This window comes from Pseudogemmobacter humi (assembly GCF_900609055.1).
Lineage (GTDB): Bacteria > Pseudomonadota > Alphaproteobacteria > Rhodobacterales > Rhodobacteraceae > Pseudogemmobacter > Pseudogemmobacter humi.
This window is the reverse complement of the sequence record NZ_UXAW01000034.1, coordinates 1-19,509: the sequence shown is the minus strand read 5'-3', so window position 1 is coordinate 19,509 and position 19,509 is coordinate 1. Positions and strand designations below refer to the sequence as shown.

Below are 19,509 nucleotides of genomic sequence, written 5' to 3'. Positions count from 1 at the left end.
GTCAGAGCTTGACCGTCGAGCTTCGGGTGATGATCCCCAGATTGAGCCCGAAGTTCTTGCCCAGTGCCTGAACCAGGCTGCCCGCGAAATTATAGGTGACGGTGACGGTCACGAAACCATCTGCCGTGGGCATGGTCGGGCAGGGCTGCACCGCAAGTTTCGCCGGGTTGAGCAGCAGGCTCTGGTCCACCAGATGGTTCATCAGCGCGGTATCCGAGGCCAGATCCTGACAGACATCCTCCACCGGCGCGCTGCGGCTGAGCCGCCCGATCGACTGACGCGCGAGTTCATGCGCCACCTGCTGCACATCGCTGGCGGTCGAGATCCCCATGCTGGCGAAGACGATCAGGAAGAACAGCAGCAGGACAAGCGGAAAGATGATGACGAATTCCACCGTCACCGCCCCCTCCTCGGGCCGAAGGAACCGCCGCATCCGCTCTGTCATGGCCGGGCTCCGGAAGCGGGCAGATAGCGCCGCCCGTGCGCGGGCATGAACGTATCCGCCGGATGGGCGATCATTGCGGCCAGGTTATGCGCCCCGGCGCAGCCGGTCGCCCCCTGGCCATCGGGACAATGCACCGCGACGCCATGGGTGCGCACGACGCGGATGATGCCGGTGGGTTCGGACTGCGGCAGTTCGCGGAAATCCTCGTCCTGAACGAAACGCACCTGCGCGGGCCAGGCGGCGAAGATCTGGCTGAGCGTGCGCCTGCGTTCGGCATCGCGGGCCGGCAGCCGGTTCTTCGGCACCGAGACCACCAGCCTGTCCTGCGCCGTCAGTCCGAGGCGGTTCAGGAAGTCGCGGATCCGCTTCTGCTCGGCGGCGCCGATCTCGGCGGAACAGGACAGGAAGGAATAGGACAGCACCGCCTCATGCGTCTGCGGGCTGATCCGTTCGGTGGGCACGAGGGGCCGGTCGGCCGCGCAGGCCGCAAGCAGAACCGCGGCCATCAGCGGCAAAAGGATTCTCGTCAGTCTCTGGCTCACCGCTTTGTCCTATTGCAGAAGAAATCCGCCGCGCCGGACTTTGGACTGGCCCTTTTCGCCCGGGCGGATGGTTTTCGACATCTGGCCCGTCACCATCTGCTCGATCCCGCCCGAGACCGGCCTTACCCCATCGACGGGGGTGCGCAGATTGTCGGGGCTGGTCGGCTCGACCAGATAGGGGGTGACGATGATCACCAGTTCGGTCTCGCCGCGCGCGAACTTCGACGAACGGAACAGCGCGCCGATGATCGGCAGGTTCACCAGCCCCGGCAGACCGCTCAGCGTCTGCACGCTGTCGGTATGGAACATGCCTGCGATGGCGAAACTTTGGCCGCTGCCCAGTTCCACCGTGGTGGTGGCGCTGCGCTCGGACAGGGCGGGCACCGCGGCATCGACCGAAGTGGCGGGGTCGATGTCGCGCACCCGCGTGTCGATCTTAAGCCGGATCTTGTTCTGATCGAACACCGTCGGGGTGAATTCCAGTTCTACCCCGATCGGTTCGAGCTGATAACTGACCTTGCCCTCGTCGTTCTCGCTTGGATAGGGAAAGCGCCCGCCGGCGAGGAAGGTCGCGGTCTCGCCCGAGCGGGCCGTCAGATTGGGCTCGGACAGGATGGTGACGAGCCCGTTCTTCGCCAAAGCATCCAGCACCAGATTGACGTTGCGCGAGCCGCTGCCGATGCTGATCTCGAACCCGCCACCGGCGGAGGCGGGCGGGGTGAAACTGCGCCGCCCGTTGCTGCTGGAGGCGGACAGGCTGATCCCCAGGTCTTCGCTGATCGAGCGCGACACCTCGGCGATGCGCACATGCAGATTGACCTGGGCTGCGGTTTCGACCTCAAGCCGGTTGACGATCACCGCATTTTCGCCAAGCAGCGCCGCCACCACATCGCCTGCGGTCGCCGCATCGTCTTCGCTGCGCACCCGGCCGCTGAGGAAAACCGCACCCTCGACCGTGCTGACAGAAACCGAGCCGCCGCTGACCGAACTTTTCGCTGCGGCGGCAAGCCGGTCGGCGTCGATGCCGACGGAAATCGTGGTGCTGAGGATCTCTTCGTCGTTTTCGCCCAGCACGAAAAGGTTGGTCTCCCCGATGCTGCGGCCGACGATGTAAAGATATCGCGCCGATTGCAGGTCGATCTCGGCCACAGCGGGGTTGGACAGGAACACCGCCGTGGCAGGTTGTTCCAGCTTGATGAACTTGGCTTCGGTGACGTTCAGCTCCAGCTTGCCGCGCCCCACGCTCCAGACCTGCTGCGCCTCGGTCAGACCGGCCAGCGACAGCAAAAGGAACAGCGCCAGCGCGGCGATAATCTTCCCGGGCATCAGTTCATTCCTTCCCTCCCGGGCGCTTCCGCCCGAGGCTCATAACCCATCAATACCACCCGTAGTTGTTTGCGCAACAACCTCAACGCAACCGGGCCCGCAGGATGGGCCGGGTGAGGTAGCTCAGCACCGACCGGGTGCCGGATTCGATATCGACCTGGGCGACCATGCCGGGCCGGATCGGCAGCTGCTCGCCATTGCGTTCGAGATAGCTTTTCTCGGTCGTCACCATGACGCGGTAGAAAGCCTGCACGCCGTTCACGGTTTCCTCTTCCACGGTGTCGCCGCTGATCTGGGTCACCGTGCCGCGCAGGTCGCCATAGATCGAGAAATCATAGGCGGTGATCTTCACGCTGGCAGGCATCCCGGGCGCGATGAAGGCCACGTCGCGCGGCGAGACCTTCGTCTCGATCATCAGCTGGTCGTCGACCGGGGTGACCTCCATGATCGCCTCGCCGGGCTGGACCACGCCGCCGAGCGTGGTGATCTTGACGGTGTTCACCCGCCCCGACACCGGCGAGCGGATCTCGGTCCGGTCGAGCTGGTCCTGTTTCTGGATCAGTTGCTGCTCCAGCGCGACCAAACGGCCCTTCTTGGCCACCAGATCGCTGTAGGCTTCCTGTACGTAATTGTTGCGCAATTCGCTGATGCGGCCCTGAAGGGCGGCCTCCTGCTGGCGCAGGCGCAGAAGATCGACCTTGCTGACCGAGCCCTGTTCGGCCAGGGGCGCGGTGATCTCGACCTGGGCCACGATGGCGGCGCGTTCGGCCTCGGCGGCGGCGATGGATTCGTTCAGCTTGGTGCGGCGCGCGTTGAACAGGCGCTGCTCGTTGGCACGCAGATCGCTGTCGGCGCCGTCGAAGACGATGGTGTCGCTTTCCATCACCTCGGCCTCCAGCCTGGCGATTTCGGCCTGGAGCGTGTCGATCTCGGCCCGGGTCTCCAGCCAGGCCGAGCGGAACCGCGTCGCATCCATCCGGGCGAGGATCTGGCCCTCTTTCACCAGATCGCCCTCATGCACCAGAAGTTCCGAGAGGATGCCGCCTTCGAGGCTCTGGATCGTCTGCATCCGCCGCAAGGGGATCACGGTGCCGTCGCCGCGGGTAATCTCGTTGATCTGGGCGATGGCCGCCCAGAGCAGCGCCACCAAGAGCGAGGCCGCCACCAGCCAGACGGTGCGGCGCGCGGTGATCAGCGATCTGCGGCGGAAACTGCCGTCGAGGTAGTCGGGGCTGAAATCGGTCTGGCTCATTTCACCGCCTTCACCTGCTGGGTGGCCGTGGCGCGCGCCAGTTCCATGATCTTGCCGAGCGCATCGTCATGGGCGACAGCGCCGTCCTTCAGCACCACCGCGCGCTCGGTCAGCGCCAGCAGCTCGCGCTTGTGGGTGGCGATGATCGCGGTGCGGCCTTCGAGCCAGGTCTTCAGGAACTGCACCACATGCTGCTCGGTCGCGTGATCGAAGGCCGAGGTCGGCTCGTCCAGGATCACCACCCGCGGATCCTGGAGGATGATCCGCGCCAGCCCGATGGCCTGGCGCTGGCCGCCCGATACATTGGCATTGCCGTAAAGCTGCATGTCCAGCCCGCGCACATGTTTGCGCACGTGGCGGCCCAGACCCACCGCGTCCAGCGTCTCGAACAGTTCCTCGTCGCTGTGAAGGCCATGGTCGAGCAAGAGGTTCTCGCGCAGGGTGCCCTGGAACAAAGCCGCGGTCTGCGGCAGATAGCCGATCTGGCGGCGCCGGTCGATCGGGTCGATCTGCGCCAGCGCCAGGTTGTCGAGCAGGATGGTTCCGCCCGCCGGATCGGTCAGCCCCGCCATCAGCCGCAGGAAGGTGGACTTCCCGGCGCCGTTGCCGCCCAGAAGCGCGATCCGCTCGCCCGGTCGCACCGAGAGGGCGTGGATGTTCAGGACCTGGCCGCCCTCTTTGTCATGGGCGTAGGTCACGTCCTGGACCGTATAGGCGCCACGGATGTCCGAGGCGCGCAGGTAATGGCGGTCGGCCGGGCGTTCGACCGGCATTTCCATGATGTTGTCGAGGTTCTCCATCGCCGCGCGCACCTGTTGCCAGCGCGCGAGCAGCCCCGCCACCTGCGCCAGCGGCGCCAGCGTCCGGCTGGTCAGCAGCGTGCAGGCGATCAGACTGCCGGTGGTCATGCTGCCCGCCGCGATCTGATAGACGCCGACCACCACAACCAGCCCGTAGCAGAGCTGCTGCGTCGAGGCCGAGATCTGGCCAAGGAACGTCGTCTGCTCGCGCGCCTTGATGGCGGTTTCGGCCATGGTCGCGGTCAGTTGCACATAGGCGCGGTGCAGCCGCCCCTCGGCCCGGGCCGCCTTGACGGTTTCCAGATTGGACACCGTCTCCAGCAGCAGACCGTTCAGCGCCGCGCTTTCGCGGGTGTTCTGGCGCGAGGCTTTCGCCAGGCTGCGCTGCATCAGCAGCCCCGGCCCGATCATCAGCACGCCGCCCACCAGCACCACCAGCGCCACCGGCCCGCCGATGAAGGCGATGATGCCGATGAAGATCAGCACGAAGGGAATGTCGCAGATCGCCGCCACGGTGCCCGAGGTGAAGAATTCGCGCACGGTCGAGAAATCGCGCACCTGGTTGGCGAAGACCCCGGTCGAGCGCGGCTGATGCGACAGCCGCAGATTGGCGACATGCTCGAACAGCCGGGCCGAAAGCGTCAGATCGAGATCGCGGCCGGAAACGTCGATCAGCCGGGCGCGCATCATCCGCAGCACGAATTCCAGCGCGATGGCGAGGCCCACGCCGCTGGCAAGGATCCACAGCGTGTCGAACACCTGATTCGGCACCACGCGGTCGTAGACCTGCATCGAGAACATCGCCGTCGAGACCGCCAGCAGGCTGGCCACGAAAGAGGCGAGGAAGACATCGCGGTAGATCGTCAGATTGCCGAGGATCGGCCCGAGGATCCAGTGCTGCCGGTCGGGGTCGCTCCCGTCCAGCCGGGCAGAGACCACGTCCACCGGCTTTGACGCGAGAAAGCGGCCGTCCCAGGCGGCGGCCAGTTCCGCCCGGCTTTGCTGCACCCGTCCGCCGCCGGTCTGCGGCAGCACCAGCGTGGCACTTTCGCCTTCCAGCGCCTCCAGCATCGCGGTGGCGCCGTCTTTCAGGAACAGAAGGACGGGCAGCGCCTCGGGCGGGATCGCATCCAGCCTGTCGGCTCCGGCGATCCGGCAACTCATGTTCACCCGGCGCAGGGCGCGGGCGGTGGCGTTCAGGCTGAGATGGCCGTTCTCATCCCGGGGCAGCCCGTCGCTCAGCCGCTCGGCCGAAGCCGCGATCCCGTTCGCGCGGCAGATCTCGATCAGTCCGAGAACAAGCGGATCGCTGTTTTCCCTGGCGGCCATGGTCCCGTTCCGGTTGCAGACTCTATGCCCGTCTCTACTGCCGGGCCTCAAACAAAAGAGAGCCTAGCATACCAACGGAGTGTGCGGCAGCATATTCCGTATATTTTCGTTCTTTATATGTCTCAATTTCGTCGATTTCTGCTTCGTAGTGATCGCGGCCGGTGGTCAGCAGATCGATCAGTTCGCGCCTGCCGCCCACGAATTGCTGTTCGTAAGCCTCCAGCACCTCGCGGGCCTGTTCAAGCTGGCGTCGCTGCGAGACCTCATTGGCCTTCAGCACCTGGATCTGTTCGACATAGACCCGCACGGTGTTTTGCAGATCGCGCTCTACCGCCTTCAGCCGTGATTCCGCCGCCGCGCGGTCCTGCTCGGCGGCGACCACCGCACGGCCGCTGAAGGAGCTGCTGTTCAGATCGACGCCCGCCGTCAGCCCGATCGCGCCGCTGCGGCCGCGACCGCCGGTCAGATCCTGCCGGCCCTGGGCCTGGAGCACGATCTTCGGCTTGTTCGAGGCTTTGGCCGCCTTGATCCCTTCCAGCGCGATGTCGAGATCGGCCTTCGCATCGACATAGGCCGGAGCGATGACGATGGCCGCGATCACATTGGCGCTGGAGGAAAAACGGTCGGTGAACGACAGCGCGGGCGGCACGCCGGGGCTTGCGACCGGCTTGCCCAGGATGAACTCAAGCTGCGAGAGCGTGATCATCTGGTCGGCCCGCAACTGCTCCATCCGCTGTTCGGCGCGGGCGATCTCCAGCCGGGCGCGGGCGATCTCGGCGCTGTCGGACAGGCCCGCCGCCACGCGGCTGCGCGAGAAACCCTCGATCCGGGTGGCGAAGTCGATATAGGTCTGGGTTGCCGCGATCTTCTGATCGAGGATTTCCAGTTCGAGATAGAGTTCCGAAATCTGAAGCGTCAGATCCTCGACCGCCATCTTCAGCTCGGCCACCACCTTCACCCGCGCATGCGAGGCGGCGGCGATCCGGCTTTTGACCAGGCCCCAGTCGACCAGCACCTGCGAGACCGTCACGGTCAGCGCCGGATCGTCATCGGTGCTGCTGGTGGCGCCCGAGACGCTGAATTGCGGGCGTTTGCCGTCTTTGGCGATCTCGATATTGGTGGTTTCGCGCGCCACCGCCTGTTGCAGCGATTCCACGGTCGGGTCGCGCTCTGCCCCCAGCCGGACCGCCTCTTTCAGCGACTGGGCGGCAGCGGGTTGTCCCGCAGCCAGCAGCAACGCCAGAATCCCGGCAAGACGGAATGGGCCAAAGGACATGAGAGCGCCCGGACGGCTCATCCGTCGATGGCAAGGATGGCGAGATCATCCAGCAGCGCGGAAGTCAGATCGAAGCCCGAGGCGATGAAATCCGTCAGGGACGAATCCGCAGCGGCCTCCGGCGCGAAACCAGCGGCTTCGGACGCGGTATCCGCCGGCGCGGCGTCATCGTAGATCGAGACCAGCAGCAGCGCGGTATCCGCCTCCATCGGCGTATCCGCCGACGCTTCGGCGACCGTCTCTTGCACTGCCGCGGCCTGGGCCTGTGGCACCGGCACGGGGGTCGCGTCGTCGTCACCGCCGCCGCGGATCATCGTCACCATAACCGGCATCATCGCCGCGCCGAAGAACGCGCGATCCAGCGACATCCCCCCGAAGGTGCCGACCGCGGCACCGCCGCCACCTGCGGGCGCCTCACCATCGACCGAAACGGCGACGATCTCTTCGCCGCCCGCCAGCGCGCCTGTGGGCGCAACCTCGACGGGTTTTTCGTCCTCCACCGCCGCAACGGCAGGCACCACGGCCTCGGACGGAATGAAGGGCTCGGGCGCAATCAGCCCGGTGACCTCGACCTCGCCCCCCGCACCGCCATCGAGCAGCCGGCTGTATTCCCCGTCCGCGCCGATTACGAAGAAGTTGCGGACCATCACCTCCTGGCCGTCGAGCAGCGTCACCCGAAGGTCGGAACCGGATTTCTCGTAATAGGCGATTCCCGCCGCCGCCGCACCGAAATACACGTCGGAGGGGCCGGAGAGACGGATGTCATTGGAAACAGCACGGGTGGCATCCCCCTGCTGACCGCCGGAAACAGTAAATATCTCAACCATTTGCGCGATTCTCCCGGGAAAGTGGTGTCGCGGCACTGGGCTGCGGGCTGATTCCCTGATGCCATATCATCCGCGCACGGCCCCTGCCAAGAGGCCCCCTCAGCCAAAAAAAAAAGCTGTCGCACAGGGCGACAGCAAGTCCCGAAGCAGTAAGGCGGCACTACTCCGGTTGATCGCCCGGCAGGTTTCGGGCGAAGATGCAGATCCGCCGGAAAACCGGGCCGGGCCCGCAAATCCTCCTGCATGCCACCGTCAGCGGCACAGCAGGCTTCGGTGGGGCTGATAAGACTAAAGTAAAAGAATATCAACATTCGTATGTATGTTAATTCTTTAGAGTATGAACTAGACTGGCAGTTCTGCAACACTCCAGGGTTGATCCCCCTGTAGACCCTACCGCCGACAGGAGATATCGTGCCCCCGTTACACCAAGCGAAAGAGGGCAAAATGCGTTCGCGCCGGGTCGCGCCAGCGGTGGCACTGGGTTTGTCGCTGTTTCTTGCCGGCTGCGTCATGCCGGGGCCGGGGGACAATCCGCAGTCCTCGGAAACCGGACAGGTGGCCGAGGCGGCCTATTCCATCGGTGATTACGGGGAAGCCGCCCGTCTTTACGAACTTGCCGCCGCGCGGGATACCAAATCCGTTCCCGCGCTGATCGGGCTGGGTAAATCCTACACCGCCCTGGGCCAGTTCAGCCGGGCGCAGAATGCGCTGATCCGGGCGCGCGAGCTGAACCGCCGCGATCCCGAGGTGCACAACCAGCTTGGCAATCTGGCGCTTCAGGAAATGCATCCGAAGGTCGCGATCGAGCATTTCGACCAGGCGCTGAAGCTGGACCGTGACAATCTGACCGCGCTGACCGGCAAGGCGGTGTCGCTGGACTATCTGTCCCGCCATACCGAGGCGCAGGAGGTTTACCGCCGCGCCTTGCGGACTTATCCGACGAATTTCCCGCTGCTCAGCAACTACGCCTTGTCGCAGGTGCTGTCGCGCGACATCGGCAACGGCATCAAGCTGATGGAGGAGCTGCTGCGCGACCCCTCGCATGGAGATACGGTGCGGGCGAATATGGCCATCGCCTATGCGCTGGACGGGCGCAGCCGGGATGCGCGCACCATGTTGCAGGGGATGATGTCGGATGCCGAGATCGACGCGACTCTGCGCCATTACGCCGCCGCGCGTGAGGCCTGGCTGGCCGGCAAGCCCATAGGCTTTATGATTTTCCAGTAACCGCCGCGGGTATGGTATACTCTTTTTGATGTAATCATGCGACAAAGGGGTGTAATCACTCCTGGACGCATGATCATCAGGAGGAAGGCGTGAAAAGCCCCGTTCGTTTCGCTCCCGCTGCTTTCCTTCGGGATGAAAACGCTGCGGTTACCGTGGACTGGGTGGTGCTGACCGCGGCGGTGGTGGCCTTTGCCACCACGGTTGCGGCCATCCTGAACGGAAGCATCGCGCGGAATGTCACGACTAAACTTGAAACCATCATCTCCGATGCGGTTGACGGTGTCGGGCGGGGAGGCGATGATTAGGCCCGCTCATTAAACTCTGGGTTGCATCCATGCGGTTCAAGATCATCGCACTGATATCGCTTGGTATCGCGCTGGCACTGGCCGCGGGCTTCGGCACGTTCCATTACACCCGCGCGCTGGAAACCGAGCTTGCGGCCGTCAGGACCAGCCTGCGCGCCTTCGGCGAGACCGTGCCGGTGCCGGTGCCCAAAGCCGATATCGCGCGCGGCGCCGTGATCCGGGCGGCGGATTTCACCAGCCTGCGGCTTCCGGCCGACTACCTTCCCGCCAATGTGCTGACCCTGCTGCCCGAGCCGGGCGAAGCCGGCACGTTTGTCGCCCTGACCGATATCGCGGCGGGAGATCTGATCTTCGCCGGCGATCTGGCCTTGCCCGGCGGCGGGAACGACTCGGGGCTGATCCTGGCGGCCGATGCCCGCGCCTTCGCCATCGCCCCGCGCAACCTAGCGGATTTCGACGGGATGCTTCAGGTGGGCAGCAAGGTCGACGTGATCTGGACCCGCAACCTCGGCGGCGGGCTGACCGACAGCCGGCTGATCGGCGCCTCGCTCAGGGTGCTTGCCCTGCCGGCGTCCAGGGGAACCGGCGATCCGGCGGTGAAAGGCATCGTGGCGGGCGAGGGGCCGCTCGGCGGCAAGCTGATCGTTGAGGGAGCCCGACAGGAGGCATTGCGGATGCTTCAGGCCGACCAGACCGGCTATTTCCACATTCTGCCCGCGAACGGCAGCCGCAACACCGCCACCGGCGAAGTGGTGCTCGAACCCGGCGAACTTGAGGATCTGCCGCTGGTGGTGCGCGGCACCTCCGGCTCTGCCGCCAGCCCCGCGGGCGCTCTGGTCGCCACCATCACCGGCGGTGAGGAGCGCAGGACCTGCGCGACGGCCGTGGTGCGCGCCGGCAGCCGTTCGGTGATGGAAGTGCCATGCTGAACGGCCGCGAAAGCGCCGCATCCGAACCGGCGGACGGGGGCCGGATCTGCTCGATCTGCGACGGAATCGACGCGGTATTGCGGCTTTCGGCCTGGATCGCCCAGCTTCCCCGGCAAACCGCGCGCACCGATCTGACCCTGGCCGAGGCGTTCGATTTCCTGAAAACCCATCATGGCGGCGCCTTCGATCAGATCGTGATCGCACCCGATGCGGGCAAAGAGGCGACGCCGCGGCTGGTCGGAGCCATCATCGCCGAGGCGAAACGCCATTCGCCGAAGATCACTGTGCTGCTGCCGCCCAAATCGCGGCTGCGGCTGGAGCCGGATCCCGGGATCGCCGTGCTTTACGGCCCGCCCTTCAGGACGGCCGCGACGGTCCCGGCGCCGTCCGAAACCTCGTCTGGCACGGAAAAGCCCGCGCGCGGCTTTTCCTGGCGGCGCCTGTTCCCGGCAAAGCAGCCGCAGACGGAACCGGCGGAGCCCGCCGAGACCCCGGCCACGGCGCTGGCGGCGGCGCTTTCCGGCCCTGCCCGCACCTTCGCGATCCAGCCCTTGTCGGGCGGCGCGGGGGGAACCGCGCTCGCGGTCAATCTGGCGGTGGAACTGGCGCGCGACATGCCTGAGCTCAGCGTCTGCCTGATCGACCTCAACCTCCAGTTCGGCAATGTCGCCACCTATCTGAACCTTGCCGCCAATTCCCGGGTGCTCGACGCCTATCGCAATATCGCGACGATGGATTCCGAGGCTTTCGATCTGTGCCTGCAACGGCGGGACGACAATCTTCTGGTCTTCGCGGGACCGGGCGAGATCCTGCCCGCGGACGGCATCACCGGCGCGGATCTGCGGCGCATCCTGGCGCTGGCGCGGGAAAAGGCCGATCTGGTGATCCTGGACCTGCCGCATCAGATCCTGGACTGGAGCGAGGCCGCCTTTACCGGGGCGGATGCGGTTTTCGCGCTTTGCACCCTGGATGTGCGCTCGGCCCAGAACGCGGCCAAGCTGCGCGACCTGATCCGGTCCGAAGCCATCGCGCCGACCCGGCTTTTCTGGCTGCTGAACCACACCCCGCGCAAACCCGGCAAAGCCTGGTGCGAGGCCCGCGACGAATTCGCGAAAAGCTGCGGCCCGGGCTTTCTGCAACTGCTGCCCGAGGCGGGCGAGGAAATCACCGCAGCCTGCAACGCCGGAACGCCGCTGGCCGATCACGCACCGAACAATCCGCTGCGGCTGGCGATCCGCGATCTGGCCCGGCTTCTGCGCGAACATGCCGGCCAGCGGCCCGCCGCGGTGGGAGGACTCACCTGATGTTCGACAAATTCCGTCAGAACAGGGCCGCCGATCCGGCCGTGGCAAAGCCCGACAGCCCCGTCCTGCCCGCCGATCTGCCCGCAGCCGAGGCCGATGGCGAGAACCGGGCCGCGCGCAACCGCCGCCGCAAGCTGACCGAGCTGCGCCAGCAGGCGCATCAGCAACTGCTTGAGACGCTGAACCTTTCGGCGCTGATCCAGGCCAGCGAGGCCGAGATCAAGACCGAGATCTCGAACATCCTGAAGAACCTGATTCCGCGGCAGAACATCGCCGTCAGCCGCTCGGACCGCGACGGGCTGGTCGAGGATCTGTATTACGAGGTGATGGGGCTTGGCCCGCTGGAGATCCTGATCAACGACGAAACCGTCTCCGACATCCTGATCAACGGGCCCGAGCAGGTTTTCGTCGAGCAGGGCGGGCTTTTGGAACTGACCGACGTGCAGTTCCAGGACGAGGCGCATCTGCGGCGGATCCTGCAAAAGATCGTAGGCTCGGTCGGGCGGCGGCTGGACGAATCCACGCCCTATGTCGATGCGCGGCTGCCCGACGGCTCGCGCCTCAATGCGGTGATCGCGCCGATCGCGCTCGACGGCACGCTGGTCTCGATCCGCAAGTTCCGCAAGGACAAGCTCAGCCTCGACCAGCTCACCTTCCTCGGCGCGCTCAGCGACCGGATGGCGACCTATCTGCGCGCGGCCGTGGCCTGCCGGCTGAACGTCATCATCTCGGGCGGCACGGGCTCGGGCAAGACCACGCTGCTGAACGCGCTGTCGGCCTATATCGGCAAGCGCGAGCGGATCATCACCGTCGAGGACACCGCCGAGCTGCGGCTGCAACAGACCCATGTCGGGCGGATGGAGAGCCGGCCGCCGAACATCGAAGGCAAGGGCGCGGTGACGCAGCGCGACTGCCTGCGCAATGCGCTTCGGATGCGGCCCGACCGGATCATCGTGGGCGAGACCCGCGGCGACGAGGTGATCGACATGCTCCAGGCGATGAACACCGGGCATGACGGCTCGATGACCACGATCCACGCCAATTCCGCCCGCGACGCCACCAGCCGGCTGGAGAACATGGTCGCCATGGCCGGGATCGAGATCCCGCTCGGCGCGCTGCGCCGCCAGGTGGCCAGCGCGGTCAATCTGATCGTCCAGGTCAGCCGGTTGCAGGACGGCAGCCGCAAGATCACCTCGATCACCGAGATCACCGGCTGCGAGGGCGATGTGCTGACCATGCAGGAGCTGTTCTTCTTCGAGCACACCGGCGTGGCCCCCGACGGAAAGGTCGAAGGCCATTTCGCCGCTTCGGGCGTGCGCTCTGCTTATTCCGACCGCTTCCGCCGCTGGGGCATCAACCTGCCCGCCGATCTTTACGGGATCTGAGGCGATGGTGCTGTCGCATATCCTCTCGCTCATGCTCGGCTTCGGTCTGCTGCTGCTGACCGCCGCCGCAGGGATGGCGCTGTCCGAGAATTACCGCAAGCTGCAACGGGCGGTGATCCGGCGGTTCTCGGGCTCGGTCGAAACCGCCGGCCCCGAGGACCGCGACCGCGCCGCCGGGCAGCAGGCGCTGCGGCGCGAGGATCCGCCCCGCTGGTGGGCGCGGGTCATCAAGGTGGCGCCGGGGCGGGACAATCTGGCCGCTTTCGGCACCGAGATGCGCCGGATCACTCTGGTGCTGGTGCTGTCGGTGACGACGCTGGTCGCGATCCTGGCCAATGCCGCCACCGGCACCAATCTTCTGTTGGGGGCGCTGGCGGGGCTGCTGGTTTCGGCCGTGATCTGGCGTTTCTGGGCCGGGCTGCGCTTCCGGCGCCGCCTGGCGGCAATCGACGACGCCGTGCCCGAGGCGCTGGACATGATCGTGCGCTCGCTCCGGGTCGGCCTGCCGGTCGCCTCGGCCATCCAGTCGGTGGGGCAGGAGCTGACCGCCCCCCTGTCGGACGAATTCGCCGAGACCTCGCGCCGGATCAGCTATGGCCAGGATCCGGTCCGGGCTTTGCGCGATATGGCGGAACGCTGCCAGAACCAGAACCTGCGTTTCTTCGCCGCCGCCGTCTCGATCCAGTCGGCATCCGGCGGCAATCTGGCCGAGGTGATCGAACGGCTCTGCGCCATCGCGCGCGGGCGCCAGCAGATGCGGCGCAAGGTGCGCTCGATCACCGCCGAGGCCAAATGGTCGGGCCGCTTCCTGTCCTTCTTCCCGCTGCTGGCCACCACCATGCTGCTGGCGATCAACCCCGGCTATTTCGAAGAGATCTCCGACAAGCCGTTTTTTCTGCCGATGCTGGCGGTGGTGGGCGGGCTTCTGACGCTGAATATCCTGTTCATGCGCTGGCTGGTGAAAATCGAATGATCCGAAAGGCGGGTGCAGCATGACGGCCCTGAGCGCCTGGCTTCTGCTGGGGGGCTTCATCGCCTCGGCCCTGATGCTGGCGCTGGCGCTGGTGATCGTCCAGCGCGCGCCCGCCTCGGCCTGGGCAGGGCGGAAGAAATCCGCCGCGCCGGATCTGCAACTGGTCTCGGCCGACGAACAGCCCGCCGCATCGGAACTGCGCAAGCAGTTGTATCAGGCGGGATTCCAGCATCCGGCGGCGGTGCGGCTGTTTCTCTATGCCAAGGCGGGATGCGCGCTGGCCGGGCTGATCGCCGGGCTGATCCTGATCCGCCTCGTGCCCGCGCTGGAGGAACTTGCGCCGCCCTTCCGGCTTGGCGTCATGCTGATCGTCTGCGTCATGGGCTATTTCCTGCCGGTGGTGGTGATCGACAAGCGCCGCGCGGCCTATATGAAGCGGATCGAGCTGGCGCTGCCTGATGCGCTGGATTTCATGCTGATCTGCGTCGAGGCCGGGCAATCCACCGATATGGCGGTGATGCGGGTCGCCGACGAACTGCGCCCGGTGCATCCCGATCTGGCCGCCCGCTTCACCGCTTTGACCGAGGCGCTGGCGGCCGGGGCCGAGCGCCAGGATTCCTGGCTGAAGATGGCGCAGGAGACCGACAACGACGATCTGCGCCAGCTTGCCTCGGTGATCGTGCAATCCACCTCGATGGGCACGCCGATCGCCCAGACCCTGCGGGTTTTCGCCGCCGATCTGCGCGACCGGCGGGTGCGCAAGATCGAAGAGCGCGCGAATGTCCTGCCGACGAAGATGACCCTGGGCACGATGATGTTCACCGTGCCCCCGCTGCTGATCCTGCTTCTGGCGCCGGCGGTATACCGCATCGCTACCTCGTTCTGATCCGCGAAGAAAATACCGGCCATGCCAACCCAAGCCATCCGATCCGCCCGCCACACCTTTCGCATCGTGACCGCGCTTTGCGCGGTGCTGATCCCGACCTTCGGGGCGCAGCTTGTGCTGAGCGGGTTTCCGGGGATGGGGCTGGGCGAGGCGATGCCTCTGGCCGCGCTGATCTGGTCGGTGGCGGTCCATCTGGTGCTGGCCGAACTGCATGCCGCCACGCCGGGGCGAAGCTCCACGCCATTCCTGCTTGCCTCGGGCCTCGGTCTGTTTCTGCTGCCGGGGATGCCGCTGATGTCGGGCCTGTTCTGGCCCCCTGCGGTGACGGTGCAAACCGTCAGCCCGCTGGCCGTGGCGCTGGCCTGGGTCGCCGGGGCCGGGCTTGCCGCGCTTTGCCGCGCGGCACGGCATCTGCTGCGCCTGCGCAGCGACACCGATCCGCGGATTCTGTCGCATCCCGCGCATCTGGTACTGGCGGGCATCATTCTGGGCGGGGGCTTCTGGCTGACCGCATCCGCCCTGCCCTTGCTGACGGGGCAGGGTGTCGTCCCTGCGCCGCCGGTCGCGCCGCTGCTTGGCGCACTATACGCCCTGACCGCCGCCAGCCTGCTGCTTCAGGGTCTGGCCGCGCTCCAGGACCCGGCGCAGGATCCGGCCCCGGCCTCGCTGCCGCTCTTGGCGGCGGTGGCCGCACTGGCGGCGACTGCCGTGATCGAGACCGTTCCGGCCATCAGCGTGCTCGGCACGACCGGCGCGGCCGTGATCCTGCTGCTGGCGGGAACGATGATCTGCACCGTGCTGATCCGCCAGCCGCCGCTGCTGATGGGGCTTGGCATGGCGCTGGCCGGCGCCGCACTGGCCTTCGCCGTCACCGCTTCGCAGGCGGTGGCCGGAGCCCAGGCCATCGCCGTCGCCCTGATGCTAACCGTGCTGATCAGCGGCAACCGGCGCGTCCCCGGCGGCGATCCGATCACCCGCATCGGCACCCCGCCGGCCGAGGCGACGCTGCGCTTCCACGAGGCCGCGGGCTGCTGGATCGTTCAGCTCGACCTGGAGGAACGGATCATGCGCTTCCCCCAGGGCTCGGGGCGCTCGCTCGGCTTCGATCACAGCGCCAGCTTCGCCGAGCTTTTCCGCGATTCCGCCTTTTCCGGCGTGCTCGATCTGCTCCAGGCGCTTCAGACCGGGCAGGCGGGCGAGGATCCGGTCCGCCTGCAACTGACGGTGAAGGACGAGACGAACGCGGCCCGGGTAGAGACGTTCGAGGCCCATGTCCTGCGCAACGATCCCCCCACCGCCTGGCTGGCACTGGTCAGGCTGCGCCGCGAGGAGGCGCTGGCCGCCCGCCTGGCGCGCTACGAGAAACTGCTGGGCGAGGCGGTCCTGCGCGAGGAAAGGCTGTTGTCCATCGCCTCGCATGAATTGCGCACACCGATTGCCATCCTGTCGATGCTGGCCGAGGAACTGCAATCCGGCATGGACTGGCAGGATGTCAGCGCCAGTTTCGACAAGACGCTGCAACGCATCGTCGCCATTCTCGACGATCTGCGCGCCGGCAGCGGCGCCGAGGGCGGCCAGAGCGCCGGCGGCGGCTTTACGGTGCGGGAAATCTCGCAGCAGATCCTGGACATCTTCCGCCCGGCCGCCGAGGCGAACGGCATCGTGATCCACACCGCCCCCAGCGAACACAGCGATCTGTCGATCCGCTGCGATTACAGCCGGGTGTTCATCGCCTTGTCCAAGCTGGTTCACAATGCCATCGTGCATTCCAAAGGCACCGATGTGGTTCTCAGCGCCCTGGTCATGAAGGGAAGCGGGGGCGAGCTGACCGTCACCTGGCAGGTCTCGGACAATGGGGTCGGGATCGCGGAACAGCACCGGCGCCGGATTTTCGAGCCGTTCGAGACCAGCGGCGAAAACCCCGAGGAACGCCCGGGCCTCGGACTTTACACGGCCCGCAAGGCCATCCGGCTGATGGGGGGCGATCTGGTTCTGCAAAGCGACGGCAAGGGGTGCAGGTTCGTCCTGACCCATCCGGCGCGGGCGGAACAGGCGTCCCGCAACGCAGAACAGGAAAACGCAACGATGAGTGACGTAACCCCCGCCTATGCCAGCCGCAGCGTGCTGCTGGTCGAAGACAACAAGCTGGTGGGCGAGATCACCTGCGCCCGGCTGCGAAAACTGTTCCAGAAGGTGGACTGGGCCGAGACCGGCGACGACGGGCTGGCGATGTTCCGGGCCAACCAATACGACATGCTGGTGGTCGATCAGCTCTTGCCCGGTCTCGTTGGCAGCGAACTGGTGCGCGAGATCCGCCGGACCGACAAGGATCTGCCGATCATCGGCATCACCGCCTCGACCATGGGCTCGGAATGCCGCGATCTGGAAGAGGCCGGCGCCAATTACGCGCTGGAAAAGCCGCTCAGCTTCGCCCAGCTCAAGGGGCTGGCGGACGAGTTCTTCTCGCGGCCCGAGAACGAGGGCGACGGCTGAGCCGCCGACGCCCCGGCCGTCAGCCCGCGGCCGAGGCCAGCTTTTCCAGTTGTGCGCCGGTTTTGTCGATCATATCGGCGGCCAGCGCCGCCGCCTCGTCGCTGCGGGTGCCCGCGCGGGCATCGCCCTGCAACCGCCGCAGCCCGTATTCCACCCCGGCCAGCCCGGTTAGCCCGGCCGAGCCGATCGCCGAATGGATGCGGTGGCGGATATGCGCATCGTCTCCGCCCGAACGGAAGACGGCAAGCACTTCGCGCGCCTCGGCCAGCGCCTGGCGCATGAAGGACAGCGAGGCCTCGCGCCCCATTTCGTCCACCAGTTCCTCGACCAGCCTCTCGTTCAGCATCATATCGACTTCGCGCCCCTGTTTATGATCCTGCTGCCGCGGGCGCACACCGTCCCACAGCGCGCGCAACGCCCGGCGGAGTTCCGACGGGCTGACCGGCTTGATCAGGATGTGATTCATCCCGGCGGCAAGGCCCGAACCATGCACGACCGCACGGACATGCGCCGTCAGCCCGACGATCAGGATGGACTCGTCGCCGGTCTCGGCCGCGCGCACCCGCCGGGCCACTTCGATCCCGTCGATATCGGGCAGGGTGATGTCCAGCAGGATCAGATCGAAACCGCTGCCGGTGGCGGTGATCCGGTTCAGCGCATCCTGACCGCTGGTCACGCCTTCGGCTCCGGCCCCGGCATCGGCAAGCGTGCGCAACAGGATCGCGAGGTTGACCGGATTGTCCTCGACCACGAGGATCTTCAGCCCGGCCAGACTGACCGGATTGCCGGCTGCGGGGGCCGCGGTGTCGTCGGGCCCCTGCGCGATCCCCAGCGGGAAAGAGATGCGAAACAGGGTGCCGCGCTCCTCTCCGGGTTCGGCGGTGATCTTGCCGCGCAGCCGTGAGACCGCGCGCGACACGATGCCAAGGCCCATCCCATAGCCGCCGGCGCTGGCCGAAGGAGACAGGCTGCGGCGCGGCTTCAGCAGAAGCTGGCGCTCGGCGTCCGACAACCCGGGGCCGACATCCTCGACCTCCAGCGTGACCACGGGTTCGGCCTCGCTTTCCGAGGGATCCAGCCGCAGCCGCACCGTCACCGGCCCGTTCATGTTGAAGCGGTTGGCATTGGTGATCAGGTTCTGCAACACCGCGCGGATCAGATGCGGGGCGCCGCGGTGCCAGTGCGGCCGCTCGGGGATTTCCAGCACGATATGGTTGTCGCTGCGCCGGCAGATCGGATCCAGAAGCCGCGCCATGTCCCGCACCAGCGCAGTCAGATCGAAGGTCTCGACCGGCTCGACATGGGCCGAAACCTCGTCCATCCGCGCGGTTTCCAGCAGATTGCGCATCTGATCCAGCGCCAGTTGCGCCAGCGCGCCGATCTCTGCCGCGCGGGCATCGCCGCCCGGCTGCCCGGCCAGGGTATCCGCCGCGATCATCAGCGATTGCAGCGGCGCGCGCAGATCATGCGCCATGGCCGCGATCCGCCCCGCGCGCAGGGCCGCTTCGCTTTCGCCCGCATCTTCGGCCAGACGCAGCAGATACCACCCGGCCTGGGAGTCGTCGGGGGCGACAAGGCTCAGCTCGCCCGAAAGACCCGGCGTAAGCGCGACCGGCGCGCTGCCCGTCCGCCGGGCCTGATCGCGGGCCCGGGCCCAGTCGGCAGAGGATCCGAAACCATGCCACTGCGCCACAAGCGCCGCGCCCACGGCGGCATTGGCCAGCAGCAATTCCCCTTTGGCGGAAAAGACGATCGTGCCGCGGCTGTCGGTGGCCAGGATTGCCGCAAGCAGCGCCAGAGGGTCGTTATCCGCAGCTCCGGCGTGGGGACGCTCTCGTTGAGCAGGAATCACATCAGGCTCCTTCGGGTTGCGGCAGGACAGTGCCCTGTTGGCTGCGCCACTTCAACATATCGCCCGTCCGCTCGCAGGGCGGGCGCGGATGATCTTTGCTCAGGATTGCTTCCATCTTCCAGCCACTATCGCGGGAGTGTTTCCATTTGTTGTGTTGCTTTTGGCGAGAGACACGAAATCGCGGTTTCAAGGCTGCGGCCCGGGGTGGTCCCGGCGGATTTTCCGAAAATATCGTCACAAATCCGCACCCTCCGCCGCTGTGCGGGCAGAGCAGACCGGGGGGTGGTGATTGACATACAGCCATAATCACGTTCTATACATACTTTAGTGATGGCATCCCATCCTTACAACGAATTTC

16 protein-coding genes are annotated in these 19,509 nt (G+C 66.4%); 8 read left to right on the top strand and 8 right to left on the bottom strand.

The genetic code is table 11. The features are described 5' to 3' along the window. Window position 1: 1 nt before the first annotated feature. The 7 genes from XINFAN_RS02740 to XINFAN_RS02710 form a co-directional block, all read right to left on the bottom strand. Window positions 2–445 (bottom strand): TadE/TadG family type IV pilus assembly protein, encoded by a 444-nt coding sequence (locus XINFAN_RS02740; RefSeq protein ID WP_124084969.1) that lies wholly within the window; start codon window positions 443–445, stop codon window positions 2–4. Beyond that, entirely contained in the window at window positions 442–987 is a 546-nt protein-coding gene (locus XINFAN_RS02735; RefSeq protein ID WP_124084968.1) for a CpaD family pilus assembly lipoprotein, read from the bottom strand. The genes XINFAN_RS02740 and XINFAN_RS02735 overlap by 4 nt, the downstream gene beginning before the upstream one ends. 9 nt (window positions 988–996) lie before the next feature. After that, window positions 997–2,313: a type II and III secretion system protein family protein gene (locus XINFAN_RS02730; protein WP_124084967.1), complete on the bottom strand. Its 1,317-nt coding sequence runs from the start codon at window positions 2,311–2,313 to the stop codon at window positions 997–999. Between the two features lie 82 nt (window positions 2,314–2,395). Further along, window positions 2,396–3,565: a beta-barrel domain-containing protein gene (locus XINFAN_RS02725; protein WP_124084966.1), complete on the bottom strand. Its 1,170-nt coding sequence runs from the start codon at window positions 3,563–3,565 to the stop codon at window positions 2,396–2,398. Beyond that, window positions 3,562–5,694: a type I secretion system permease/ATPase gene (locus XINFAN_RS02720; RefSeq protein ID WP_124084965.1), complete on the bottom strand. Its 2,133-nt coding sequence runs from the start codon at window positions 5,692–5,694 to the stop codon at window positions 3,562–3,564. The genes XINFAN_RS02725 and XINFAN_RS02720 overlap by 4 nt, the downstream gene beginning before the upstream one ends. 34 nt (window positions 5,695–5,728) lie before the next feature. After that, complete coding sequence (locus XINFAN_RS02715) at window positions 5,729–6,970, bottom strand: TolC family protein (RefSeq protein ID WP_160144521.1); 1,242 nt, start codon at window positions 6,968–6,970, stop codon at window positions 5,729–5,731. A gap of 17 nt (window positions 6,971–6,987) precedes the next feature. After that, the gene (locus tag XINFAN_RS02710; RefSeq protein ID WP_124084963.1) at window positions 6,988–7,797 is read right to left on the bottom strand and encodes a BapA/Bap/LapF family prefix-like domain-containing protein; all 810 of its coding nucleotides are present in this window, start codon (window positions 7,795–7,797) and stop codon (window positions 6,988–6,990) included. 444 nt (window positions 7,798–8,241) lie between these two features. Between XINFAN_RS02710 and XINFAN_RS02705 the strand changes: the two genes are divergently transcribed. The 8 genes from XINFAN_RS02705 to XINFAN_RS02670 all read left to right on the top strand — a co-directional run bounded on the left by XINFAN_RS02705 (window position 8,242) and on the right by XINFAN_RS02670 (window position 17,299). Beyond that, window positions 8,242–9,024, top strand: a complete 783-nt coding sequence (locus tag XINFAN_RS02705; RefSeq protein WP_124084962.1) for a tetratricopeptide repeat protein — start codon at window positions 8,242–8,244, stop codon at window positions 9,022–9,024. An 89-nt stretch (window positions 9,025–9,113) separates the two neighbouring features. After that, the gene (locus XINFAN_RS02700) at window positions 9,114–9,329 is read left to right on the top strand and encodes a hypothetical protein (protein WP_124084961.1); all 216 of its coding nucleotides are present in this window, start codon (window positions 9,114–9,116) and stop codon (window positions 9,327–9,329) included. 29 nt (window positions 9,330–9,358) lie between these two features. Further along, entirely contained in the window at window positions 9,359–10,258 is a 900-nt protein-coding gene (locus XINFAN_RS02695; protein WP_124084960.1) for a CpaB family protein, read from the top strand. Beyond that, on the top strand, window positions 10,252–11,562 hold the full coding sequence (locus tag XINFAN_RS02690) for a CpaE/TadZ family protein (protein ID WP_124084959.1): 1,311 nt from the start codon (window positions 10,252–10,254) through the stop codon (window positions 11,560–11,562). Before XINFAN_RS02695 ends, XINFAN_RS02690 begins: the two co-directional genes overlap by 7 nt. After that, window positions 11,562–12,947: a TadA family conjugal transfer-associated ATPase gene (locus XINFAN_RS02685; protein WP_124084958.1), complete on the top strand. Its 1,386-nt coding sequence runs from the start codon at window positions 11,562–11,564 to the stop codon at window positions 12,945–12,947. The genes XINFAN_RS02690 and XINFAN_RS02685 overlap by 1 nt, the downstream gene beginning before the upstream one ends. A 4-nt stretch (window positions 12,948–12,951) precedes the next feature. After that, window positions 12,952–13,920 carry a type II secretion system F family protein gene (locus XINFAN_RS02680; RefSeq protein ID WP_124084957.1) on the top strand — a complete coding sequence of 323 codons (969 nt, stop codon included), beginning with the start codon at window positions 12,952–12,954 and terminating at the stop codon, window positions 13,918–13,920. A gap of 19 nt (window positions 13,921–13,939) precedes the next feature. After that, window positions 13,940–14,806, top strand: coding sequence for a type II secretion system F family protein (locus XINFAN_RS02675; RefSeq protein WP_124084956.1), 867 nt, complete (start codon window positions 13,940–13,942; stop codon window positions 14,804–14,806). 21 nt (window positions 14,807–14,827) lie between these two features. Beyond that, the gene (locus XINFAN_RS02670) at window positions 14,828–17,299 is read left to right on the top strand and encodes an ATP-binding response regulator (RefSeq protein ID WP_124084955.1); all 2,472 of its coding nucleotides are present in this window, start codon (window positions 14,828–14,830) and stop codon (window positions 17,297–17,299) included. Between the two features lie 19 nt (window positions 17,300–17,318). Here the strand turns inward: XINFAN_RS02670 and XINFAN_RS02665 are convergent, their stop codons facing one another. Next, window positions 17,319–19,151, bottom strand: coding sequence for a response regulator (locus tag XINFAN_RS02665; RefSeq protein WP_124084954.1), 1,833 nt, complete (start codon window positions 19,149–19,151; stop codon window positions 17,319–17,321). Between the last annotated feature and the right edge of the window lie 358 nt (window positions 19,152–19,509).